The organism is Aquitalea sp. FG25 (genome assembly GCF_057809375.1).
Window position 1 is genome coordinate 118,456 of the sequence record NZ_JBMDJV010000006.1, and the last position, 24,072, is coordinate 142,527.

General features: G+C 59.9%; 24 protein-coding genes. 10 read left to right on the forward strand and 14 right to left on the reverse strand.

Translation table 11 applies throughout. The annotated features are described in order from the left end of the window. Positions 1–308 precede the first annotated feature (308 nt). From ACODR9_RS07555 to ACODR9_RS07570, 4 genes are all read left to right on the forward strand, one after another. On the forward strand, positions 309–611 hold the full coding sequence (locus tag ACODR9_RS07555; RefSeq protein WP_488808558.1) for a hypothetical protein: 303 nt from the start codon (positions 309–311) through the stop codon (positions 609–611). Between the two features lie 146 nt (positions 612–757). Continuing rightward, the gene (locus ACODR9_RS07560; RefSeq protein ID WP_488808559.1) at positions 758–2,155 is read left to right on the forward strand and encodes an MATE family efflux transporter; all 1,398 of its coding nucleotides are present in this window, start codon (positions 758–760) and stop codon (positions 2,153–2,155) included. Positions 2,156–2,157: 2 nt separating this feature from the next. Next, complete coding sequence (gene murB / locus ACODR9_RS07565) at positions 2,158–3,183, forward strand: UDP-N-acetylmuramate dehydrogenase (RefSeq protein ID WP_488808628.1); 1,026 nt, start codon at positions 2,158–2,160, stop codon at positions 3,181–3,183. A 26-nt stretch (positions 3,184–3,209) separates the two neighbouring features. Next, positions 3,210–3,839 carry an HAD family hydrolase gene (locus ACODR9_RS07570; protein WP_488808560.1) on the forward strand — a complete coding sequence of 210 codons (630 nt, stop codon included), beginning with the start codon at positions 3,210–3,212 and terminating at the stop codon, positions 3,837–3,839. Positions 3,840–3,844: 5 nt separating this feature from the next. Here the strand turns inward: ACODR9_RS07570 and ACODR9_RS07575 are convergent, their stop codons facing one another. Further along, complete coding sequence (locus tag ACODR9_RS07575) at positions 3,845–4,225, reverse strand: MAPEG family protein (protein ID WP_488808562.1); 381 nt, start codon at positions 4,223–4,225, stop codon at positions 3,845–3,847. A gap of 41 nt (positions 4,226–4,266) precedes the next feature. Then, complete coding sequence (locus ACODR9_RS07580) at positions 4,267–4,938, reverse strand: energy-coupling factor ABC transporter permease (RefSeq protein WP_488808564.1); 672 nt, start codon at positions 4,936–4,938, stop codon at positions 4,267–4,269. 107 nt (positions 4,939–5,045) lie between these two features. Between ACODR9_RS07580 and nadC the strand changes: the two genes are divergently transcribed. Together nadC and ACODR9_RS07590 are read left to right on the forward strand one after the other, a co-directional pair. Next, positions 5,046–5,888 carry a carboxylating nicotinate-nucleotide diphosphorylase gene (gene nadC / locus ACODR9_RS07585; protein ID WP_488808566.1) on the forward strand — a complete coding sequence of 281 codons (843 nt, stop codon included), beginning with the start codon at positions 5,046–5,048 and terminating at the stop codon, positions 5,886–5,888. A gap of 125 nt (positions 5,889–6,013) precedes the next feature. Then, complete coding sequence (locus ACODR9_RS07590) at positions 6,014–7,882, forward strand: sensor domain-containing diguanylate cyclase (protein WP_488808567.1); 1,869 nt, start codon at positions 6,014–6,016, stop codon at positions 7,880–7,882. Positions 7,883–7,894: 12 nt separating this feature from the next. Here the strand turns inward: ACODR9_RS07590 and ACODR9_RS07595 are convergent, their stop codons facing one another. The 8 genes from ACODR9_RS07595 to ACODR9_RS07630 form a co-directional block, all read right to left on the reverse strand. Further along, complete coding sequence (locus tag ACODR9_RS07595; protein WP_488808569.1) at positions 7,895–8,500, reverse strand: CoA pyrophosphatase; 606 nt, start codon at positions 8,498–8,500, stop codon at positions 7,895–7,897. A gap of 5 nt (positions 8,501–8,505) precedes the next feature. Next, positions 8,506–9,150: a trimeric intracellular cation channel family protein gene (locus ACODR9_RS07600; RefSeq protein WP_488808571.1), complete on the reverse strand. Its 645-nt coding sequence runs from the start codon at positions 9,148–9,150 to the stop codon at positions 8,506–8,508. Between the two features lie 98 nt (positions 9,151–9,248). Beyond that, positions 9,249–10,505, reverse strand: coding sequence for a transcription termination factor Rho (rho, locus tag ACODR9_RS07605; protein WP_488808572.1), 1,257 nt, complete (start codon positions 10,503–10,505; stop codon positions 9,249–9,251). Between the two features lie 121 nt (positions 10,506–10,626). Then, positions 10,627–10,953: a thioredoxin TrxA gene (gene trxA / locus ACODR9_RS07610; RefSeq protein WP_045847065.1), complete on the reverse strand. Its 327-nt coding sequence runs from the start codon at positions 10,951–10,953 to the stop codon at positions 10,627–10,629. A gap of 203 nt (positions 10,954–11,156) precedes the next feature. Next, positions 11,157–12,734 carry an ABC transporter ATP-binding protein gene (locus ACODR9_RS07615; RefSeq protein WP_488808574.1) on the reverse strand — a complete coding sequence of 526 codons (1,578 nt, stop codon included), beginning with the start codon at positions 12,732–12,734 and terminating at the stop codon, positions 11,157–11,159. Position 12,735: 1 nt separating this feature from the next. Then, complete coding sequence (locus tag ACODR9_RS07620) at positions 12,736–13,767, reverse strand: ABC transporter permease (protein WP_488808576.1); 1,032 nt, start codon at positions 13,765–13,767, stop codon at positions 12,736–12,738. Then, positions 13,764–14,813 carry a microcin C ABC transporter permease YejB gene (locus ACODR9_RS07625; protein WP_488808577.1) on the reverse strand — a complete coding sequence of 350 codons (1,050 nt, stop codon included), beginning with the start codon at positions 14,811–14,813 and terminating at the stop codon, positions 13,764–13,766. The genes ACODR9_RS07620 and ACODR9_RS07625 overlap by 4 nt, the downstream gene beginning before the upstream one ends. A 2-nt stretch (positions 14,814–14,815) precedes the next feature. Next, positions 14,816–16,603, reverse strand: a complete 1,788-nt coding sequence (locus ACODR9_RS07630; RefSeq protein WP_488808578.1) for an extracellular solute-binding protein — start codon at positions 16,601–16,603, stop codon at positions 14,816–14,818. A 307-nt stretch (positions 16,604–16,910) separates the two neighbouring features. On the opposite strand from ACODR9_RS07630, the gene fabI reads away from it, so the two are divergent. The 3 genes from fabI to ACODR9_RS07645 all read left to right on the forward strand — a co-directional run bounded on the left by fabI (position 16,911) and on the right by ACODR9_RS07645 (position 19,497). Continuing rightward, positions 16,911–17,699, forward strand: coding sequence for an enoyl-ACP reductase FabI (gene fabI, locus ACODR9_RS07635; RefSeq protein WP_488808579.1), 789 nt, complete (start codon positions 16,911–16,913; stop codon positions 17,697–17,699). Positions 17,700–17,874: 175 nt separating this feature from the next. Continuing rightward, entirely contained in the window at positions 17,875–18,702 is an 828-nt protein-coding gene (locus ACODR9_RS07640) for a MoaF C-terminal domain-containing protein (RefSeq protein WP_488808581.1), read from the forward strand. A 15-nt stretch (positions 18,703–18,717) separates the two neighbouring features. Next, entirely contained in the window at positions 18,718–19,497 is a 780-nt protein-coding gene (locus ACODR9_RS07645) for an SDR family oxidoreductase (RefSeq protein WP_488808583.1), read from the forward strand. Between the two features lie 68 nt (positions 19,498–19,565). Here the strand turns inward: ACODR9_RS07645 and ACODR9_RS07650 are convergent, their stop codons facing one another. Next, on the reverse strand, positions 19,566–20,354 hold the full coding sequence (locus tag ACODR9_RS07650) for an SDR family NAD(P)-dependent oxidoreductase (RefSeq protein ID WP_488808584.1): 789 nt from the start codon (positions 20,352–20,354) through the stop codon (positions 19,566–19,568). 159 nt (positions 20,355–20,513) lie between these two features. On the opposite strand from ACODR9_RS07650, the gene hpaR reads away from it, so the two are divergent. Then, a complete protein-coding gene (gene hpaR, locus ACODR9_RS07655) occupies positions 20,514–21,026 on the forward strand; it encodes a homoprotocatechuate degradation operon regulator HpaR (protein WP_488808586.1) in 513 nt (170 codons plus the stop codon). Positions 21,027–21,109: 83 nt separating this feature from the next. On the opposite strand, the gene ACODR9_RS07660 is transcribed toward hpaR, so the two are convergent. The 3 genes from ACODR9_RS07660 to ACODR9_RS07670 form a co-directional block, all read right to left on the reverse strand. Further along, on the reverse strand, positions 21,110–21,700 hold the full coding sequence (locus ACODR9_RS07660) for a DUF3156 family protein (protein WP_488808587.1): 591 nt from the start codon (positions 21,698–21,700) through the stop codon (positions 21,110–21,112). Next, the gene (locus ACODR9_RS07665) at positions 21,681–23,192 is read right to left on the reverse strand and encodes an APC family permease (protein WP_488808589.1); all 1,512 of its coding nucleotides are present in this window, start codon (positions 23,190–23,192) and stop codon (positions 21,681–21,683) included. Before ACODR9_RS07665 ends, ACODR9_RS07660 begins: the two co-directional genes overlap by 20 nt. A gap of 154 nt (positions 23,193–23,346) precedes the next feature. Further along, positions 23,347–24,045 carry a helix-turn-helix transcriptional regulator gene (locus ACODR9_RS07670; protein ID WP_488808590.1) on the reverse strand — a complete coding sequence of 233 codons (699 nt, stop codon included), beginning with the start codon at positions 24,043–24,045 and terminating at the stop codon, positions 23,347–23,349. Between the last annotated feature and the right edge of the window lie 27 nt (positions 24,046–24,072).

The following is a 24,072-nucleotide window of genomic DNA, read 5'->3' on the forward strand; positions in this document are numbered from 1 at the left end:
AATCTTTTCCCATGCGCCGATTTGATACAGCTTGCTGGGCGCACTATAAATGCCAGCTAAAGCGTGAGTCGGAAAACCCGCTGCGCTCTCTGGCCCGGCGGGTTTTTCTTTTTCCGTCTTATAGTGCGCGCACTGTGCGACATCGGGCATGTTGAAGGTAGTACCGTTTTACCGTTCCGGGCTGTGTCCGGAACACCGGCGCCGAGTTAATCGACAACTTGCAGGGCGCCCAAAAATCCTGCTAAAGCGTCGCCTGACGGTAAGGTCGGGCACGCAACAGCGCCACCCATACCCGATGGAGATTCACCATGTACGATTGCCTGCAAGATAGCTGTAGCGACTTTTCCTTTGCCGTATACGATGCCGTGGGAAGAAAACGCCCCCTTCAAGGCAGCCTGACTGCCACACCCCTCTGTGCCGACACCTCGCTGCCGCTGCAGGATCTCGTCAACTTTGCCGACCAGTTGGGCTATAGCAGCCAGCTGGATGAAAGCGGCCTGCTGACCATTCATGATGTCGGCCTGCTGGATGCACTGACTATCAACAGTCGCTTTGGCAAGGATCTGATTATCAGTTGCGACTTGCGCCGCGAAACGCCAGTCCGTTTCTGAGCCCAGTGGGAGTATGTGCCTGCAATCGGGCCGCACATCCTGTCAGCGCTGGATGACAAGACCGGTGTCGCCATTGCACAAGACAGGCCGGGCAGCCGCTCCTTATAATGGAGCGCTTGCTCACCTTGTCGAATTGATCCGCCCCCATGCTGCAGGAACTCAGAAGCGCTGCGCCCGGTGCCATTGCCATCGAAGCCAGACAGATCGTCCGCCTTGCCTTGCCGATGATGATTGCCCAGGTGGCCCAGGTGGCTACCGGTTTTGTCGATACCGTGATGGCCGGGCGGGTCAGTACTGACGATCTGGCAGCCGTCTCGCTGGGGGCCAGCATTTTCATTACTGTCTACGTGACGCTGATGGGCGTGGTGACGGCGCTCAATCCGGTGTTGAGTCACCAACTGGGTGCTGGAGAAAAAGAGCAGATTGGCGAAACCGGCCGCCAGGGCATCTGGTTTGGCCTGTTTGTCGGTCTGCTGGGGGCCGCCGTCATGTTGCTGGCCGAGCACCCCTTGCGGCTGTGGCTGCAACTACCCACGGATGTGGAAGACAAGGTGATGCTGTTCATCACCGGCACCGCTGTGGGCATGCCCGCCGCCATGGTACATCGCGCCCTGCACGCTTATGCCTCCAGCCTGAACCGGCCCAAGGTGATCATGGTGGTCAGCCTGATTGCGCTGGCGCTTAATATTCCGCTCAATTACGCGCTGATTCACGGCCTGTACGGCCTGCCCAAGCTGGGTGGTGCCGGTTGCGGCTGGGCCACCGGCATTGTGTTCTGGTTCAACTGCCTGACCTTGCTGGCTTATATCTGCTGGCATCGCCATTTCCGCCCTTATGGCCTGACGCGCCGGATGAGCTGGCCCGACTGGAAGCGCTACGGGGCCTTTCTCAAGCTGGGCCTGCCCATCGGCCTGTCCTTCTTTGTTGAAGTCAGCCTGTTTTCCTTTATTGCCCTGCTGATTGCCAAGCTGGGCATGACGGTGGTGGCCAGCCACCAGTCGGTACTCAATTTTTCCAGCATCATCTACATGCTGCCGCAAAGCATTTCCACCGCCCTTACCGTCAGAGTCGGCCAGCGCGCCGGTGGCGGCAATTATCACCAGGCCCGTTTCGTGGCCGGAGTCGGCCTGCTGGTGGGCTTGGCCACCGCCGTAGGCACCATGTTGCTGGTGCTGTGGCTGCGCAGTGACATCATGGCCATCTATTCGCCGGATCCGCAGGTGATTGCCATGGGCTCCAGCCTGCTGCTGTTTGCTGCGGTGTTCCAGCTGACCGATGCCGCCCAGACCATTGCCTCCGGCGCACTGCGCGGCTACAAGCTGACCACCATTCCCATGGTGATCCACATTACCGCCTTCTGGGGCATCGGCCTGGGGCTGGGCATCACGCTGGGTCTCACCGACTGGCTGGTCACCCCGATGGGCATTTACGGTTTCTGGCTGGCACTGGTCATCAGCCTGAGCATTGCCGCCCTGATGCTGGTGAGCTATCTGGCGCGCGAAAGCCGCCTGCGCCTGCGCCACAACACCCTGCAAGAAAGCTGATGATGACGCTGTGCATTCAATCGCAAGTTTCGCTCAAACCCCATAACACCTTTGGCATGGACGTTAGCGCCGCCCATTTCTGCCAGCTGGATGACTTGGCCCAGCTGCCTGCGCTGCTGGCGGATAAACGCTTCCAGCAAGGCCCGGTACTGTGGCTGGGCGGCGGCAGCAATCTTTTGCTGACACAAGACTACCCCGGCCTGGTGGTCAAACTGGCCCTGCGTGGCATCCATTTGCTGGAAGACCATGGCGACAGCCTGCTGGTGGAAGCTGCCGCCGGGGAAAACTGGCATGACTTTGTGCGCTACTGCTTGCAACAAGGCTGGTACGGGCTGGAAAACCTCAGCCTGATTCCCGGTACCGTAGGTGCCAGCCCGGTACAGAATATCGGTGCCTATGGCGTGGAAGTGAAGGATCGCCTTGCCCAGGTGGTGTGTGCCGATCTGCAGGCCAATGGCAGCCCGGTAGTGCTGGACAACGCCGACTGCCGCTTTGCCTACCGCGACAGCATTTTCAAGCATGAAGCCGCTGGCCGGCTGCTGGTGACCGCAGTGCGCTTTCGCCTGTCACGCCAGCCGCAACTGAAAACCGCTTACGGCGACATCCAGCAGGAGCTGGACAAGCGCGGCATCAGCCAACCCACACCACTGGATGTCAGCGATGTAGTGATGGCCATCCGTGCCAGCAAGCTGCCGAACCCGGCAGAACTGGGCAATGCTGGCAGCTTCTTCAAAAACCCGGTGATCGGTCAGGATCAGGCCGATGAACTATTGCAGCGTTTTCCTACCCTGCCGCACTACCCGGCAGGCCCCGACAAAGTAAAACTGGCCGCAGGCTGGCTGATTGATCAGGCAGGCCTGAAAGGCTATCGCCAGGGCGATGCCGCCGTACATGCCCGCCAGGCACTGGTGCTGGTGAATCACGGCACCGCCAGCGGCAGCCAGATGTGGGCACTGGCACGCCATGTGCAGGACACGGTACGCCAGCGTTACGGCGTGGAACTGGAAGCCGAACCGCTGGTCTTGTAACACCGGGTTTTTCACAGGAAACAGACATGCAAGCTGCGACAACACAACACACCCGCCGACCAGTGCTGGTTTTTGATCTGGGTGGGGTGCTGGTGGACTGGAACGGCATCGACCCCTTGATGACCGTGTCGCAAGGTCGGCTGGAACGCGAACAAGCCAGGCAGTTCTGGATGCATACGCCAGAAGTGGCGCTGCTGGATACCGGCCGGGTGGCACCGGAAGAATTCGCCCGTCTGATGGACGACAGGCTGCAACTGGGGCTGGGAACAGAAGCTATGTTGCAGGCACTGGACGACTGGCTGCAAGGCCCCTTCCCCGGCGTGCGCGAGCTGTTGCAACAACTGGGCGCACGCTACCGGCTGGCGGTGCTGAGCAATAACAATGCGCTGCACTGGGACAAGATTGCGCGCCAGTTCGACATCCTGCCCTTGTTCGAAACATGTTTTGCCTCACACCAGCTTGGACTGCGCAAACCGGACATCGCCGTTTACCACCATGTGCAGCAGCAATTGCAAGTCAAAGCGGCCGATATCTTGTTTTTCGATGACAACATCGAATGTGTTGCAGCGGCAGCCCAGGCCGGCTGGCAGGCCTGCCACACCGTCGGTTTTGACGCGGTGCGACAGGCAGTCCAGGCTCACCGCCTGCTGGACTGAAACATTCAGAACAACCCGGCAGCACTGACAAACAACAACACCACCATGGCGCAGCCACCCATCCAGCACAGCGAGCGCAGTGTGGCCTTGTCGCTGATGTAGCACAGGCCATGGCCCAGTCGCAGCAGCACATACACCACGGCCAGCAAGTCCAGCCGGGCTGTCGGCACTTTCATCATCCAGGCCAGCAACATGGCAGCGGCATAGCTGGGAAAGGCTTCCCAGGCATTTTGCTGCGCCCAGTTGGCACGCTGGCGCCAACCGGTTGCCGCCGCCAGCACCACACGCGGTTGATGGTTGTCATACGGCGCACCAGCCTTGGCTAGCGCCGTCCATAACAAGGGCAAGAAAGAAACCAGCAAGATACTCCACAACGCAAACGGCATGGAAACTCCTTGGCAAAGGAAAAACCGACAGGGCTGCCCGGTTAGAAACGCGGACCCGACCCCAAATAAGCCTGGTCATCAAATGTACTGACCCATTGCGGCCGGTACACCACCAGAATGGCGATGGTCAGCCCGCTGGTAAACGCCTCCGACCACGACAACAGGAAATAAAACGGCAAGGCCTCGTCCAGCAGGTAATCCCAGCCATAGGCTGCGTTCATGCCCAGCGCCAGCATGCCGGCAATACCGCTTAGAAACAGGCTGAGCCCTCCGGCGATGAAGGCATTGATAAACACATAGACAAATAGCTGGGTAGGCAGGCGACGACGAGCCAGTTGCAGCAAACCGGCACTGAAGGCCACCGGAAGGGCGGCACCGCACAGCCAGTTAAGCCCGACGGACAGCAAGTCGCCATGCCCGCCAGCCACCAGGGCCAGCAACACCACGGCCATCGCCAGCACGGCCAGCCAAGGTCCCATCAGCAGAGTCAGAACGGTAGCACCCAGCATGTGAAAAGACAGCCCGGGCTTGAGCCCGCCCTTCAACAGCCACAGCCCCAGCAACAAGACGCAAGCCCCCATCCACGCATTGCAGGCGGCAGCATTCAGTGTGCGCCAAGCCACCCGGGAAGCGGCAAAACCCAGCAGCAGGCCAGACAGCACCATGGTTGCAATCAGCAGCCATGGTGGAAACAACACTGCAGGCAAATCCATGAATGCTCCAGCCGGACACGGTGCTGCGCATGATACCACTACGACGATAAGCCCCACAGCATAAGCACGGCTGGGTACAATAGCGCTTTTGCCGCCAGGGTTCCGACATGAGCAAGCAGCCAGCCAACCATCTTATTGCCCAACAGGTCAGCATTGCGCTGGCTGAGGATATTGGTCAGGCCGACTGGACCGCCCAGTTGATTGACCAGGCAGAAGAATGCAGCGCCACCGTGCTGCTGCGCGAGGATGCCGTGCTGTGTGGCAAGGCTTGGTTTGAGGAATGCTTCCGCCAGGTGGATGAGCGCTGCAGCGTACTGTGGCAGGTGCGCGAAGGCCGCAAGATTGCCGCCGGCACCGTACTGTGCGAAATCACCGGTCCGGCACGCGCCTTGCTGACAGCGGAACGCTCCGCGCTGAATTTCCTGCAAACCCTGTCAGCCGTTGCCACCCAGACCCGCCGTTATGTGGATGTGGTAGCTGGTACCCGCGCCCGCATCCTGGACACCCGCAAAACCCTGCCTGGCCTGCGGCTGGCACAGAAATACGCCGTCACCGTGGGCGGCGGCGACAATCAGCGCATCGGCCTGTATGACGGCATCCTGATCAAGGAAAACCACATCATGGCTGCCGGCGGTATCCGCCAGGCGCTGGAACAGGCATTCCGCATCATCCCTCCCGGCGTGACGCTACAGATTGAAGTGGAAAACCTGGATGAACTGCAACAGGCGCTGGATGCCGGGGCCACACTCATCCTGCTGGACAATATGTCGCTGGACGACATGCGCCAGGCCGTTGAGCGTAGTGCCGGCAAGGCCTTGCTGGAGGCATCGGGCGGCGTGGACATGGACACCGTGCGTGCCATTGCCGAGACCGGTGTCGACCGTATTTCCATCGGCAAGCTCACCAAGGACATCCAGGCCATCGACCTGTCCATGCGTTTTCAGCACTAATCCGCACAGGGACAATGCCGCCACGGACAAGGCGCATTGTCCTTTTGCCGTTTTACAAGGTATACCGATAAGGCAGAGGCCACCGCTACAGGCCATTTATATGAGCGATAGGGGAACAGCACATCTTGCGCAGGCAATTCAAGGACAAGGGCAAGCTTGCCAAATGGCTGGCGGCCATCTTTCTGGTCAGCACCCTGCTGATGGTTGTGCTCGACCTTGCCGGCACGCGCCAGCAAGGTGAAAGCGAGGCACGCAATCAGGCCGCCGGTTTGTCCGAACTGCTGGAAGAACGCCTGTCCTCCGGCTTACGCGAAACCAGCCTGATCCTGAAAAGCGCCAGCGACAGCAATCTGGTGCAACTGCTGCTCAACAAGCACCTGCTGAATACCGAACAACAGCAACGCATTGATCTGCTGATACACGGCAAGCTGCGCCAGATGCCCTACCTTAAGCAGATCGATATCCTGGATGGCTCCTGCTATGTCCTGTACTCCAGCCAGAACCACAGCCCGTCTTCCCAACTGAAGGCCGATTACTGCCGCTGGTACCACCGCAATGGCAGCCAGGACAGCAGCTTCACCTCTACCCGGCAAGAGCAGGCCCAAGGTGGCATCGTACTGGTGCAAAAACTGCTGAATCAGGATGATGAAACCATCGGCATGGTTGTGGGCGTGCTGGACAAACGCTTTTTTCAGGCCGAAGTTGCCAAGCTGCCGGTGGAACGCTTTGGTGAAATTCTGGTGCTGGATCAGCGCCAGATTCTGCAGGCCAGCTGGCCGGCCCAAACCAGCGATCCGGATCAACCACTTAATGAGCTGCAAAGCACGGAAGTGCTGGAGCGCCACGACAACTATCTGCAGTTTCGTGCCAATTCGATTCTGGACCAGGAGCCAAGGCTGTACAGCTCGCGCATGATGAGCGGCTTCCCTTTTCGCGTGGTGGTGGGTATTGCTGAACGCGACTTTACCCGCGCCTATCATGACAAAGCCAGCATGGCCGTGCTGGCCTGGCTGTTTACCGCCGCACTGACGCTGATTGCCCTGCGCAGCCACCTGGGCAATATCCGGCAGAATCGTCTGCTATCGGCCAGCGCAGCACGCATCCGCGAAAGTGAAGAACTGGCCAGGCTTACCCTGGACACCGCCCCGGTAGCCCTGATTTTGGTAGCCACCGAAACCATGCGCATACTGCGCGCCAACGCACCGGCCCGCGAAATGCTGCAGATACCCACCGCCCCACGGCGCAGCGATGGCCAGCCCGCACTGCTGGATCTACCCTTGCATCTGGAGCCGGTTAATGAATGGCTGCGCAACGGAGAAGCAGTGGCCAACCGGGAAACCGAGCTGCAACGCGAAGACCAAAGCAGTTTCTGGGCAATTGTGTCGGTAGAACTGATGCCACATCAGCAGATACCCGCCGCGCTGATTGCCCTGTATGACATTTCCCAGCGCAAGGCACTGGAAAACGAGCTGGAAGAGAAAAACCGTCTGCTCAACGAAATGGCCATTACCGATCCGCTGACCCGGCTGTGCAATCGCCGCCACGCCGATCAAGTGCTGAAAGAAGAGCTGCAGCGCTGTGAACGCTACAGCCAGCCGATGTCAGTGGCCGTGTTCGATATCGACCACTTCAAGCAATTCAATGACAGCTTTGGCCACCAGGCCGGGGACAACGTCCTACTGGCCGTTGCCAATGCGCTGATAGACTGCACGCGCAGCATGGATGTGTGCGCGCGTATCGGCGGCGAAGAATTCCTGGTGATTTTCCCCTGCACCCGCCTGCGGGATGCGGAAAAGGTGATGGCCCGGGTACAGCAGGTATTGGGCGGCACCATCTTTCCCTTTACCGATGACAAGGTTACCTTCAGCGGCGGCATCACCGACTGGCGACCGGGAGACAGCCCTTCAAGCATGCTCAACCGTGCCGACAAGCTGTTGTATCAAGCCAAGATGGCTGGTCGCGACCTGATGCTCAGCGACGGCAACAGCGAGTAAAGCAGGCAGGCATCACCTGGCAGACAAGGCCTGTGCCAGCAGCCGCAGCATGGCAGCCGTTGCACCCCAGATGGTGTAGTGCTGCCATTGCATGGCCAGAAACTGGCCGCTCACCCCATCACGCACATAGCTGTGCTTCTGGTATTGGCTACCATCCAGCGCCAGTGACAGCGGCACCTCAAATACCTCGGCCACTTCACCGGGCTCCGGGCGCAACAGCAAGGGGGGCCGCAACATGGCCACCACCGGCGTAACCACAAAATCGGTAATGGTGACGTATTCCGGCAGCGTACCCAGCACCACCACCTGCTCGGCCGACAGTCCGATTTCTTCCTGCGCTTCACGCAAGGCCGCCGCAATCACCGAGCTGTCCTCGGCATCCACCTTGCCGCCGGGAAAACTCACCTGCCCGGCATGGGTGGACAATGATTCGGTACGCCGTGTCAGCAACACCGTCGGCCCGCTGTCGTGCCATACCAAGGGCACCAGTACCGCAGCCGGACGCTGCTGCGCACCGGCCACCCGCCAGGGAATATCCCCGGCGCGACCATCAAAAGCAAACCCTGCCAGACGCTGGCGTATCCAGGCCTGGGCCTCCACCATTTCAGCCGGCCACATGGCTGTCATCCTTGTTTTGATTGCGGGCCAATCTTGGGCAAGGCCAATTCATTCCAGTGCGCAAACAGCCGCACGGCCAGCCCAAGCACAAACAGCAGCTGCAACTGCCAGCTGGTGATCCAGGTCAGCTGATCCAACACAAACAGACCACCAGCTACCAGTATGGACACGGTGCCGTAAAAATCTTTGTGCAAAATGAAGGGAATATCATTCACCATCATATCGCGTACCACACCGCCGCCCACTGCGGTAATGAAACCCAGCAACACCACGCCGAAGGCATTCAGGTCATACATCAGACCAACCTGGGCACCGGTGATGCTGAAGGCCACCAGTCCCAAGGAATCGGCAATGATGAACAAACGCTCCAGCGTACGGTTCTGGCGACGGTGCAAGCGCAGCAATGCCGACAGCAGCAGCGTGGCCGCAATAATGGCCAGACTGGTGTAATTGAAAAACACCATCGGCACCCGCGCCACCAGTACATCACGCAGAATACCGCCACCAATGGCGGTAAGCAGCGCAACCACCACGATGCCCAGCAAGTCCAGCTGCTTGCGTACGCCGATCAGGTAACCGGAAAAGGCAAAGGCAACCGTGCCGATGGCTGAAAAGACTTCCATCTGGAAGAAACGACTGCTGAATTCCATTTTGCAGCTAATACCAAGAAAAAACGCCAGACCTGCACAGGTCCGGCGTCGGGTTCATCCATGACATCCCTGAAGCGGGATCATGTCCTTGCCATCTGTCAGCGGCGCATAGAGTCGAAGAAGGCCAGATTGGACTTGGTGGCCTTGATCTTGTCCTGCAGGAATTCCATTGCTTCGATATCGTCCATCGGGTACAGCAGCTTGCGCAGCACCCAGATGCGCTGCAGCTGGTCTTGCGGCACCAGCAGCTCTTCGCGGCGGGTACCGGAACGGTTGATGTTCAGGGCCGGGAAGATGCGTTTTTCCGCCATGCGACGATCCAGATGGATTTCGCAGTTACCGGTACCCTTGAATTCTTCGTAGATCACATCGTCCATGCGGCTGCCGGTATCAATCAGCGCGGTGGCGATAATGGTCAGGCTACCGCCCTCTTCCACATTACGTGCGGCACCGAAAAAGCGCTTGGGGCGTTGCAGGGCATTGGCATCCACACCACCGGTCAGCACCTTGCCCGAGGCTGGCACCACGGTGTTGTAGGCACGCGCCAGACGGGTCACCGAGTCCAGCAGGATGACCACGTCCTTTTTGTGCTCAACCAGACGCTTGGCTTTTTCAATTACCATTTCGGCAACTTGCACGTGGCGGGTTGCCGGCTCGTCGAAGGTGGAGGACACAACCTCGCCCTTCACCGAGCGCTGCATTTCGGTCACTTCTTCCGGACGCTCATCAATCAGCAGCACAATCATCACCGCTTCCGGGTGATTGGTGGTGATGGCGTGCGCGATATGCTGCAGCATGACCGTTTTACCGGACTTGGGCGGTGCCACCAGCAAGGCACGCTGACCTTTGCCAATAGGGGCAATCAGATCGATGATGCGGCTGGTGATGTTTTCCTCGCTGCGGATGTCGCGCTCAAGCTTGAATTGCTCGGTCGGGAACAGCGGCGTGAGGTTTTCAAACAGAATCTTGTGCTTGGAGTTTTCCGGCGACTCGCCGTTGACCTTGTCCACCTTCACCAGCGCAAAGTAGCGTTCGCCATCCTTGGGGGTGCGGATCTCGCCTTCGATGGAGTCCCCGGTGTGCAGATTGAAGCGGCGAATCTGCGACGGGCTGACATAGATGTCATCCGGGCCGGCCAGATACGAGGTATCCGGGCTACGCAGGAAACCGAAACCGTCCGGCAGCACTTCCAGGGTGCCCTCGCCGAAGATGCTTTCGCCTTTTTTGGCCTGGTTTTTCAGAAGCGCAAAGATAAGATCTTGCTTGCGCAGGCGGTTAGCGCCCTCGATCTCGTTGGAAATAGCCATTTCCACGAGCTGGGATACATGAAGGTGTTTGAGATCAGATAAATGCATAGCGGCCGTTGGTCGACTCGTAAAGATTGAGCAGAACGCTGTTCGTGGGGTGTAGATGCGGATACGAAACAGGCGGCTGATGCGCCGCCTGCTTGAAGAAGTTCAGATGAGAATAGACGCTTTAGATGTGGCTGTCAATGAAGGCGGCCAACTGGCTCTTGGCCAGTGCACCCACCTTGGTGGCGGCAACCTGGCCGTCCTTGAAAATCATCAAGGTCGGGATGCCGCGAATGCCGAATTTCGGCGGAGTCAGCTCGTTCTGGTCGATGTTCAGCTTGGCTACTTTCAGGCGGCCAGCATATTCCTTGGCCACTTCATCCAGGATGGGGGCGATCATCTTGCAAGGACCGCACCATTCAGCCCAGTAGTCGACCAGAACCGGCACATCGGCCTTCAGGACGTCTTGTTCAAAGGAGTCGTCGGTTACGTGCAGGATAAGATCGCTCATGGCTTCCTCTAGTATTCGGGGTGGTTTGCAGTGTCGTTAGCCGTTGATGGTAACAATTGACTGAGCGCGGGGCAACCGCCGTCTGGTTGCGACGGAGGCACAGACCGACCGCGCTCACCATGGCTGGCAATGCGGTCGGCACGTCAGGAAATGCTGCATAAATGCGGCTGGTCAACTGAGAATGGGATCAGTCCCCGCCATTTTCAAGTAGCAGGCAGAGCCGCCGCCAGCAATTGGCGGGTATAGGGCTGCTGCGGACGGTCAAATACCTGCGCCGTCAGCCCCTGCTCCACCACTTTGCCAGCCTGCAACACCAGCACCCGGTGCGCCACTGCACGGATGACGGCCAGGTCATGGCTGATGAACAGATAACTCAGGCCGTACTTGCGTTGCAGGCTGCGCAATAGTTGCAGCACCTGCTTTTGCAGTGTGGCATCCAGCGCACTGGTTGGCTCGTCCAGCAGCATCAGCCGGGGCTTGAGCACCAGGGCACGGGCAATGGCAATGCGCTGACGCTGACCGCCAGAAAATTCGTGCGGGTAGCGATCCATAAAGTCATGATGCAGGCCAACTTCGGCCAAGGTGGCGATCACCTGCTGGCGCACCTGTTCTGCACTCAGCTGGGGTTGATGCAGCGCCAGTCCTTCGGACACGATCTGTGCCACCGTCATGCGTGGCGACAGCGAGGAGAACGGGTCCTGGAATACCACCTGGAAATCCTTGCGTGCATGGCGCAGGCGACGGCCTCGCAAGCCATGCAGGGCCATTTCATCCAGCTGGATCTCGCCTTCGCAAGGCAGTAGCCGCAACAGCGCGTGTCCCAGTGTGGTTTTACCGGAACCGGACTCGCCGACAATACCCAGCGTCTGCCCGGCAGGTACTTCCAGTGATACCTGCTGTACCACGGGCAACAGCCGCCGGCTGAACCAGCCGCCCTGACGGCGATAGCTGACCGTGACATTACGCGCCTGTAGCCGCAATGCGGCCCCGGCCATCTCCTGCCCGTCGTCGTCCAGCACATCTGGCCGGCTGGCCAGCAGTTCGGCGGTATAAGGATGGGCCGGATGGCTGAATACTTGCGCCACCTTACCGCTTTCCACCACCAGGCCACCGCGCATCACCACCACCTTGTCAGCAAAGCGCCGCACCAGATTGAGATCGTGGGTGATGAACAACACGGCCATACCCAGTTCCTGCTGCAGTTCATCCAGCAGTTGCAGGATTTGCGCCTGCACCGTCACGTCCAGTGCAGTGGTGGGTTCATCGGCAATCAGCAAGCGAGGCTGGCAGGCCAGCGCCATGGCAATCATGGCGCGTTGGCGCTGACCACCGGACAACTGGAAGGGGTAGCTATCCACTTTTTCTGCCGCGTCAGTAATACCGGTGCGCAGCAGCAGGCGGATGGCCTCGGCGCGTGCTGCACGCGCTGTCAGCCCCAGATGCAGAGTGAGGGTTTCACCAATTTGGCGGCCAATGGTAAACAGCGGATTGAGCGCATGCATCGGCTCCTGAAAGATGATGGCGATATCGCGGCCACGGATCTGGCGCAGACGGGCCTCTCCGGCACCCAACAGCTCCTCGCCGGCCATGCGAACGGAACCGCTGAGCCGCACATCCGGGTTCAGTTGCAACAGGGCCTGGGCAGTGACGGTTTTGCCGGAGCCCGACTCGCCCACCAGCGCCACCTTTTCCCCGGCAGCCACGCTGAAGCCTACTGAGGACAGCACTTGCTGACTGCCAAAGTGGGCATTCAGCGCGGCAACGGTCAACAGGGTTTCCATCTCAGCCTTTCCGGGTATCCAGCGCGGCACGCAGGCCTTCGCCAATGAAAATCAGCAGCAGCAAGGTGGTGGTCAGCACAGCAAAGGTTGGCAGGGCAATCCACCAGGCATCCAGATTATCCTTGCCCTGCGCCAGTAGCTCGCCCAGGCTGGGCGTGGAAGATGGCACACCCAGGCCAAGAAAATCCAGGCTGGTGAGCGCCAGAATCGCCCCGCTCACCCGAAATGGCAGGAAGGCGAGTACCGGCGTCAGGCTGTTGGGCAGCACGTGCCGCCACATGATCTGCCAGCTGTTCAGGCCGGTAGCCCGCGCTGCCAGGACATATTCCATCTGGCGGTTACGCAGGAATTCGGCCCGTACGTAATCAGCCAGGCCCATCCAGCCGAACAGGGTAAGCAACACCAGCAGCAGCAACAGGCTGGGCTTGAATATTGACGCCAGGATGATCAGCAAATACAGCTCGGGCAGGCTGCCCCAGACTTCCAGCAGACGCTGTACCATCAGGTCGAACTTGCCACCAAAGAAACCCTGCACCGCGCCAAACAGCACGCCCAGCACAGTGCCCGACAGGGTAAGCGCCAGCGCAAACAGCACCGATACCCGAAAGCCGTAGATCAGCCGCGCCAGCACATCGCGCCCACGGTCATCGGTACCCAGCACATTATCGTTGGACGGCGCGGCCGGGTTGGGATTGTCGGCAAAGTAGTTGACCGTGTTGTAGCTGTAGGGATTCATCGCATAGACCGCAAAATTGCCTGGCCGGGCAAACTGGTCCTGGATGAAGGGGTCCAGGTAATCGGTAGCGGTATCGAAATCGCCACCAAATGCCGTTTCCTGATAATCGAACAGGACCGGGAAATACAGCTGGTCGTGATAACGCACCACCAGCGGTTTGTCGTTGGACAGCAGCTCGGCCCCCAGCGACAGCACAAACAGCAGCAGAAACAACCACAGGCTGAAAAAGCCACGCTTGTGCTGACGGAAGCGCCGCCAGGCACGTTGGCCAGGGGTAAGGCTGGGGGTGTGGCTCATCGCTCCCCTCCGTCAAAACTGACGCGCGGGTCCACCAGCACATAGCTCAGATCAGACAGCAGCTTGGCCACCAGGCCCAGCAGGGTGAATACGTACAGGCTGCCCATCACCACCGGATAATCGCGCCGCATGACGGACTCGTAGGACAGCAGGCCCAACCCGTCCAGCGAAAACAGGGTTTCGATCAGCAGGCTGCCGGTAAAGAAAGCCCCGATGAACGCTGCCGGAAAACCGGTGATCAGCGGAATCAGCGCATTGCGGAATACGTGACGATAGAGGATGGTGCGCTCCGACAAGCCCTTGGCACGGGCGGTGTACACATACTGGCGGCGGATTTCTTCCAGAAACACGTTTTTGGTGAGCATGGTCATCACCGCCAGATTGCCCACCACCGAGGCGGTAACCGGCAGCACGATGTGCCACAGATAATCCAACACTTTGTCGATCAGGCTGAGGCTGTCCCAGTTGTCGCTCACCAGCCCGCGCAACGGAAACAGCTGCCAGAAACTGCCACCGCCAAACAGCACCAGCAAGGCCACCCCCAGCACAAAACCGGGAATGGCGTAGCCCAGCAGAATCACCGTGCTGCTGGCCAGGTCGAACAAGCTGCCATCACGCACCGCCTTGGCAATACCCAGCGGGATACACAGCAGATAGGTAATGAAAAATGTCCACAGGCCGATGCTCATCGATACCGGCAAACGGGACAAAATCAGCTGCGCCACCGACTGGTGATGGAAAAAGCTGTCGCCCAGATCAAAACGGGCAAAGCCGGCCAGCATGTGGCCAAAGCGCTGCAAGGGCGGCTGGTCAAAACCGTACAGCTTTTTCAGCGCCTGCAACTCTTCTGGCTGCAAGCCACCCCGGCTGTGCATGGGTCCAGCAGCCGCCACGGTTTCACCGGCCACGCCACCATGGCTCAGTTGCTGCACCATCTGCTCCACCGGCCCGCCCGGCACAAACTGGATGATGGCAAAGGTAAGCGCCAGCACGCCAACCAGCGTGGGAATCATCAGCAACAGCCGTTTCAGGATATAGCGCCACATGCTTATTTTTTCTCCCACCAGGTTTCGATGGCCCACGTGGTCGGGCTGTAATACAGCGGCAACTTGGCAGGTTGGCCAAAGCGGTTCCACCAGGCCATGCGGTGATACGGCAGATTCCAGTTGGGCACCAGGTAATAACCGGCGCGCAACACCCGGTCCAGCGCATGGCTGGCAGCCAGCAGCTGCTGGCGATCGGCAAAGTGCAGGAAATTTGGCAGCAGCGCCTCTACCGCCGGGTCACACAGACCGGCCCAGTTTTGCGAACCCGGCGTTTGCGCGGCCTGACAGCTGTGGAAATCCAGCTGCTCGTTACCCGGACTGTTACCGGCGGCGTACACCACCACCGTCATGTCGTAGTCAAAGTCATTCAGCCGGCGCTGGTAAATGGCCGGGTCTACTACGCGCACGTTCAGGGTAATACCCAGCTTGGCCAGATTCTGCTGCCAGCCGCTGGCTACCCGGTCGTATACCTTGGAGTAAGTGAGCAACTCGATACGCAAGGGGCGGCCCATGTGGTCTACCAACTGACCGCCCTCGTAGCGCCAGCCAGCGTCAAACAACAACTGGCGTGCCTGACGCAGATTACGCCGGATACCATAGCGGCCATCGGTGAAGGGCGGCTCTACCGGCAGGCCGAATACCGCCGGGTCCAGTTTTTCCCGGATCGGTTCCAGCAGTTTCAGCTCATCCGGCCCCGGCAAGCCGCTGGCAGCCATCTCGCTATTGGTGAAAAAGCTGTTGCTGCGCCGGTACTGGCCGTAAAACAGGTTGCGATTGGCCCATTCGAAGTCAAAGGCCAGACTGATGGCCTGCCGCAGACGTTTGTCGGCAAACTGTGGCCGCCGCAGATTGAACACAAAGCCCTGCATGCCGGCACTGCGCTGATGCGGCAGGGTTTTCTTGACGATGCGGCCATCGTCAAACTTGGGGCCGATATACGAACGCGCCCACTGCTTGGCCATGTTTTCAGCCGAGACATCAAACTCACCCGCCTTGAACGCCTCCAGCCGGGCGGTTTCGTCCTGATAGTAGCGGTAACCGATTTCATCAAAATTGAACATGCCGCGCCGTACCGGCAGTTTGGCTGCCCAATAATGCGGATTGCGCCGAAAGCGAATGGACTTGCCCAGCTGATAAGCCCCCAGCACATAAGGGCCGGAGCCTGTAGGCGCGGTCAGAACCATGTCGGCCAGCGTCTTGCCAGCGGGAATCCACGGCCGGGAAAACACCGGCAGCTGGCACAAAATCATGTGCAGTTCGGAATTTCTGCGCTTGAAGTCAAAACGGACCGTTGCAGCATCCAGCGCCACCACCTGCTTAACATCGGCCCAGTACAGCCGGTATAGAGGGGCGGCACTACGGTCGCGGGTGAGGGTATTGAAAGAAGCCACCACATCGGCAGCCTGCACCGGGCTGCCATTGGCAAAGCGCGCCAGCGGATTGAGGTGAAAGCGCATCGACAACTTGTCCGCCGCCAGTTGCATGTCGTCGGCCAGCAGGCCGTAGCAGCTGTAGGGCTCATCCTCGCTGCTGACCCCCAGGGTTTCCAGTGTCAGCGCTTCGATGCCGTCCGCCTTATCCCCCTTGAGCGAGAAAGGATTGAGCGTGTCAAAGCCCCCCTGCGCCGACAACATCAGCCGCCCGCCCTTGGGGGCCATCGGGTTGACGTAGTCAAAATGTGTAAAGCCTGCCGCGTATTTCGGCACATAGCCCAGCGCCTGAGACGGAGCAGCCATGCCGCCGCACGCCCACAGCAGCAGCGCAACCCCTAGCCAATGTAAATGTTTCATCTTGTTTTACGGCTTACGCATTAATCATGACTAGCTTATCATTGTGGTTTTTACTCTTGTCCGGACCGGCTGGCGCAGCGCGTCAGACTCTGCCATTACAAGCTTTATGATACATCGTGGCTAGAATAGCCTGTTTACGTATGGTGGCGGTATGTTGACCCACACCGTTTTACGGCTTGTTACCACGATATAAACCTTTTTCCGAGTGCCTGCCGCAGTGTAATGGCAGGCTGTAGGACAATCCCCACGACAGCGTAGCGCAGGCTTGGGTATAATGCCCCCCTGTTTCTACCAAGAAGGACTCCAAATGGGCTTTCTGCAAGGCAAAAAAATTCTGATTACCGGCATGATCTCCAACCGCTCCATCGCCTATGGCATCGCCCAGGCGTGCCACAAGCAAGGTGCGGAGCTGGCCTTCACCTATGTGGTGGACAAGCTGGAAGATCGTGTACGCGAGATGGCCAAGGATTTTGGCAGCGAACTGGTGTTCCGCTGCGATGTACAAAGCGACGATGAAATCAATCAGCTGTTTGTCGATCTGGGCAAACAGTGGGACGGCCTGGACGGCCTGGTACACGCCATTGCCTTCGCCCCGCGCGAATCGCTGGAAGGCGACTTCCTGGATGCACTGAGCCGCGAAGCATTCCAGACGGCACATGATGTATCGGCTTACAGCTTCCCGGCACTGGCCAAGGCCGCCCGTCCGATGATGCAAGGCCGTAACGCTGCCCTGCTGACCCTGTCCTATCTGGGCGCGGTGCGTGCCATCCCCAACTACAATGTGATGGGTCTGGCCAAGGCCAGCCTGGAAGCATCGGTACGCTTCATGGCCGCCAGCCTGGGCAAGGACAATATCCGTGTTAACGGCCTGTCCGCCGGTCCGATCAAGACCCTGGCTGCCGCTGGTATTTCGGGCTTCTCCAAGCTGCTGTCGATTGCTGCCGGTCAATCCTGTCTGCGCCGCAATGTGACCACCGAAGAAGTGGGCAACACCGCTGCCTTCCTGCTGTCGGATCTGTCCTCCGGCATCACCGGCGAAATCACCTATGTGGACGCCGGTTTCAGCATCAACTCGATGAACGTGCCGGACGCTTGATCCCGCATTTTCCATCGCGCATCTCCTCAGGCTTACTGAGGGGATAAGCATCACAGGGCGCTCTCCTGCCGGGACAGCGCCCTGTTTGCATGCATGGCTCCACCATACGGTGGATAGTTGTCCTCCCTGCCCCATTGCACACTGCGCCCACATCCCCCCTCATCAGGAGCGCAGCATGAGTACTCAACCCGTTTTCATCCCGGTTGGCGATCTGGCCGACGGCTTTGCCCCCGACAGCCACATCCTGCCCTTCAGCCCGGCACTGCAAGGCCAGCAATTGGTGCTGCATTTTGCCGATGGCAGCAGCGCCAGCTTGCAAGTGAATGTCGCGGATTGCCAACTGACAGCCTTGAGCGCTGGCGCGGCAACAAGCTTCACCGGACAAGGAAAGTACCGTGCCAGCAGCCTACGCCCCGGCATCGTGTTGCTGGATTTCCTGCCGGAAGGTCAGCACGGCCATTCGCTCAGCCTGGTGCTGGATCTGCAAGAACAGGTATTCACTGCGGTGGCAGGCCAGTTGCCCACAGCGCAAGACGTGGCCCGTTCAGCCTTCAGCCGTGTGCTGTCCGGCGAAGAATTGACTGGGGTGCAGTGTCGCTTTGCCCATGGCTGCATCAACCAGCCGGTGACGGCAGACAGCGCGCTGCATCACAGTACGGATGAGCTGATCGGCCTGCGCAACCAGTACCGCTACAGCCCCACCGAATGCTACGAACACATCTATCTGAATAGCCACTTCTACACCTGGCAGTGCCTGCAAGGGGTGGAGCAAGGGCTGGCCGATGTGGACCGCTGCCATTACTTCAAACTGGCTGATCAGCTTTACCTGTTTGTCTGGCGGGAAAAGATTGTCCCCACCCTGGGGGTGGTGCTGATCGATCTGCAACGGCTGAAAACCGATGGCAAGATCTTCGGCTACCAGGGCAATGATTTTACGGCGCTGTCCAATTTCGCGGTGGGTGCAATTACGCAGATTCTCAACCACACCAGCCACGCAGGCTAAGCCGGAGCACTGCCCATGCTGAACTTCGATTTTGCCGGCAAAGTGGTGTTGGTGACCAGCGGCGCACAAGGCATAGGTGCCGCCATCAGCCAGCTGTTTGCCCGCCATGCTGCCTGTGTGGTGGTGGCGGATTTAAACAGTACGGCGGCTGAGTCCCTTGCTGCCGCTTTGCGTCAGCAAGGGCTGCTGGCGGATGCCTGCATGGTGGACCTGGCCGAGACAGAGCAGACGCAAGCGTTGGTGCAGGACATTATCCGCCGTCATGGCCGGCTGGATGTGCTGATCCACAATGCGGCCTACTTTCCGCTCACGGCGTTTGCCGACATCACCCCATCCTTGCTGCAACGCACGCTGGCGGTGAATCTGCAGGCGCTGTTCTGGCTGAGTCAGGCCGCCCTGCCCGTCATGCGCGCGCAAGGTGGCGGGCGTATTCTGGCCACCTCGTCGGTGACCGGGCCACGGGTGGCCTATCCGGGGCTGGCACACTATGCGGCTTCCAAGGCCGGGGTGAATGGCTTCATCCGCGCGGCGGCGCTGGAACTGGCGGCGGACGGCATTACCGTCAACGGTGTGGAACCAGGCATGATCCGCACCCCGGCCATGGGCAATCTGGGGGATGACAGCCTGAACACCGCCATCGCCCGTAACATCCCGCTGGGGCGGTTGGGCGAGCCGGGAGATATTGCCGCCGCCATGCTATTTCTGGCATCGGATGCGGCAGCCTACATCACCGGCCAGACCATCATCGTAGACGGCGGTGCCACCTTGCCGGAAAGCACGGCGGCGCTGCACTGAAACGCCTCTCCAGTACAGAAAACAACAAGACCGCCATCATGGCGGTCTTGTTGCGCTCCATCAGCCATCTACGTGCGGCCATAGGCCAGTGTCGGGACATCGACAATGCTGGAACCGCCATCCGCCACCATGGCAGCACCGGTGATGATGCTGGCCTGTTCCGACAGCAAAAACCGGCACAGCCGGGCAATTTCCACCGCTTCGGCAGCCCGGCGCAAAGGGACATCCGCCGTCACCCGGGCATAGGCCTCATCAAGGCTGTCACCATACTGCTGCATCAGCAGCTGCATTTCTTCATCCGCCATCGGCGTTTTCACCCAGCCGGGACACACCGCATTCACCCTTACCCCATGCGGGCCATAATCCCGCGCCAGCGAGCGGGTCAGGCCGATCAAGGCATGCTTGGCGGTGGTGTAGCCGCATACTTCCGGCCCGGCTGCCAGCGAGGCAATTGACGCCAGCAACACCATGGCCCCCCGGCTGGCCATCAAATCCGGCAGGCAGGCGCGGGCGGCAACAAAAGCGGTATCCAGATTGGCGCGCATGGCGGCCTGCCAGGCGGCATCATCCGTATCCAGCGCACTACCCATGCCCAGGCCACCGGCACAGCACAACAGGCCGTCAATGCAGCCAAAGCGCTGGCGGATGTGCACCAGCCAGTCGGGCCAACAGCGGCTGTCCGCCGCATCACCAACCAGCACCAGTGCACCGTGCTGCGCGGCCAGTTGCTGCAAAGGCGCGGCCCGGCGGCCTATCAGTACCAGTTGCACACCATCAGCCGCCAGCAGGGCGGCGCAGGCCGCACCAATACCGCTGCCGGCGCCGGTTATCACCACGGTCTTACCTTGTTTGCACATGCTCACTCCTCATGAATTCAAGCAGATGAATGCAGAGTGTAGTCAGGGCAGCACGGCCTCCCCATCCACCGGATGGTGGAGCAGACGGCCTCATTGATATCGTGTTTCTGCCGGTGAAACCGGCATGGTGGCTTGGGTCTGGCCGGGCGAAATGTTAAGATGTTAAAAACATTTACCTCACCTTCACTCATGCCGACCACCAGCACCCAATACCAGCACCGCCTGCCACAACACCTGCTGCGCGCCCGTGAAGCCGTCATGGCTTATTTCCGTCCCCTGCTCAACCGCGTGGGCCTGACTGAACAGCAATGGCGCATCCTGCGTCTGCTGGATGACAGGGGTGAAATGGAGGCTGGCATGATTGCCGATCTGGCCTGCATCCTGCCGCCCAGCCTGACCGGCATTCTGGTGCGCATGGAAAAGGCCGGACTGGTTCACCGTGGGCGCGACAAGGTGGACAGCCGCCGCTTGATCGTGTCCTTGTCTGACGCAGGCCGCCAGCTAACACGTGAAGTCGCCCCCTTGTCCAATGCCTGCTATCAGCAGATAAAAGCCCACTTCGGCGAGGAGAAGCTGGCGTTGTTGATCGGCCTGCTGAACGAGCTGGAACAACTACCGGCACCCGTGGCGGTGACCGAAGACAAGCCGCTGGCAACAGAGCAGGACGACTAGATCCAAAGTTGGTCCAAGCATTGAATGCAACAGGCCCCGGCATAGTACCGGGGCCTGTTGCATTGTGATTTACCGCGTGTCAATCAGCCCGCGCTGGCCACCACCCGCCGCACCGCTGCCATCACCGCCAGCAGCGCCAGCCTCTGCCGGGACATCAGGCGGATATAGCGGCGAAAAGGCGGGAAACTGCCCACCACTTCACTGGCAGCAAAATGCTCGATCTCCAGCCGCCAGCCGTTTTCATCCGCAATCAGCTCACAGCGCTTGAAATCCAGCGGCATCAACGCGGTGTGCACGTCCCGGTCTTGCTGCAACAAGGCCATCATGGCCGCCAGCTCGGCCCCATTGCCCTCACGGCACAGGCAGGCAAAGCCGTTACGCTGCCAGTTGCCCCGGTGTTGCAGCGCCAGCCGGGCCGGGCCGGATGGCGCCGTGCCAGGCAGCGGCACACTGAAGCAGCAACTCACCGTATGCAGCAGCCATTGCGACTCCACCCGCTCCTCCACCCGGAAACACCAGTCAGCACCGGGCAGCCGGTAGGCCGGACAGCCCTCCTCCGCGCCGACGACATCCAGAGCCTGCAAGTCTTGCGCCAGCCTGGCCAGGGTTGCCCCTGGCCGGTAAGCCCGTGGCAGACGCGCTTGCCACAGCCGCTCAAGCACCAGAGACAACACGCTTCAGCTCCTCGTCAATCAGCGAAGCATGACCGCCCACCTTGCCAAACTCCTCGGCCAGAATGTCCTCGATGGCCACGGCATGGAAGGGGTTCACCTTTTGCACGAATACCGTCCACACCAGCGCATACAGGGCAGTCAGACCCAACATGATGCCGAAGGGCAGATAGATGTCACGCGGGTTCATGCCCGGCGGGGTGATGTACCAGATGGCAATCAGAATGCCCAGCGAGGCAACCATCTGCGGTAGCGGAAACCACGGCGAACGGTAGGCGCGCGGGAAATCCGGCCGGGTGAAGCGCAGCCGGACAATGGCCAGGTTAACCAGCAGATAAGCCACACCCCAGGCGCAGACTGCTGCCAGTACCAGCGGCATGATGCGGTCCAGATCGCCCTGGATGAACCAGGCATGGACGCAGGGGATGACCACCGCCACCACAATGCCCACCAGCGGGGTTTTGAAGCGTGGGTGCAGATAGGTAAAGGCCTTGGGCAGCGCACCATCCACCGCCATGCCATACAAAATGCGCGGCAGCGCGGCAATCAGGGTATTGATGGTGGCGGCACCGGCAAACAGCAGGCCGATACCCAGCCAGATCTTGCCAAACGGGCCCATTACCTGATCGGCAAAGGCCGGAATCGCCATCGGCGTATCCAGCAAATGCGGGCCGGCAGGGGTTTTCGGATCCATCGCCACATTAGCCACCTGATGCACCATGGCCGCACCATACAGAGCCATGGTGACGGCAACGCCGCTCAGGCCCAGCTTGGCGGCGCGCGGGATATTGCGGCCCGCGTTTTTCAGCTCCGGTGCCAGCGGCGTCACCAGCTCGAAGCCGACAAACATGAACATGGCCATGCCGATCAGCCCCAGTACGCCGCTGGGATCTGACAGATCCAGCGGCGTGCCAAACCAGCCGCTCAGCGATACCGCCGGTGCCTTGAGCAGGCCGATGATGCCGAACACGGTCAGGGTGGCCCACATCACGAAGGTGAGCACGATTTCGGCCTTGCCGAAAATGGTGACGCCCAAGGCGTTGAGGATGCCAAACAACACCACCAGCCCCACCCCCACCATCCAGGAGGTACCGCTGTGTTCCATCATGGTGTTGAGGTGTTCAAAATTCACCAGCGCCATGATGCCGGACAAAATGGTTTCTGCCGTACCGGCAAACACATGCACCAGCAGATAAGCCGAGATGGTGCCGGTAATCGCCCAGAAACGTCCCAGGCCACAGGAAATGTAGTCGTAGACCGCACCGGAGGTCGGCATCATCGATGCCGCTTCGGCAAAGGACGTGGCCTGCGCCTGCATCATGATGAAGGCAATCAGCATGGCCAGGGCAAAGGTGCTGCCCGCCATGCCAAAACCGCTGGTGACGGTGAGGATGACCGGGCTGGCCATCACCACGCCAACCGAACTGGCCAGCGCTACCGGAAAGCCCACCACCCCTTGCTGCAGGTGCTGGCTGAGTTTCTTCTCTATTGACATGCTGTTTTCCTCCTGAAGACTCGCGAACCATGGCAGGGAGGCACTGCAGCAGGCTTGCTACCTGTCTGTGGCGCATCAGTACACCTTCCCCGTCATGCTGATAACCGGGCGCGCTTATTTTTATGGCTTTTCCCGGATAAAACCGTCACTGCCGCTAGGTCTGACCAGCCTGTTGCCGGACAAACAAGGCATGCGCCAGCGCGGTACGACTACTCACATCAAACTTGCGAAACAGGTGCAATAAATGGGTTTTGACCGTGGCCAGGCCCATATTCAGCTCACGGGCGATGGTTTTGTTGCAGGCTCCGGCACTTAACAGCATGGCCACCTCCTGCTCCCGGCCAGTCAGTACAATGCCGTCTGCGGTGACAGCAGGCTGACTCAGGGTGGAGTCCAGCGCCATGTCCAGCAGCCCATGCAAACCATGTAGCAGATGCAGTTCCTCGGCAGCAAAGCCAGGCATGCCACCCTGCCGCAACAGCGAGAAACCGGCCACCACCCGCCCCTGCCGCCGCAGCAGGATCTCCACGACGTCCACCAGTTGGTTGCTGGCCAGAAACGGTGCATAGCGTGATGCAGCACGTTGCGCAGTGGGTAAGGCGGTAGCCAGTGCCACCACATTGTGCGGCTGACGGGCCAGCCGGGCCGGATGCAGCGGATCGTGCCCCATGTAACGCGCAACATAATGCTGATGCACACGCTGCGGCATGTCGCGCAGCACAAAATCATGCGGCTGCTGCTGCCGGTCTACCTGATAAAAGGCAGTGGCGCTGTGCGGCAGCACATCCTGCAGCACGTCCAGACAGCGTTGCAACGGCTTTGCCACCGGTGTATCAGCAAGCAGATGGGCCATGGTGTTGTCCTGGAAATGGGAGGGAGC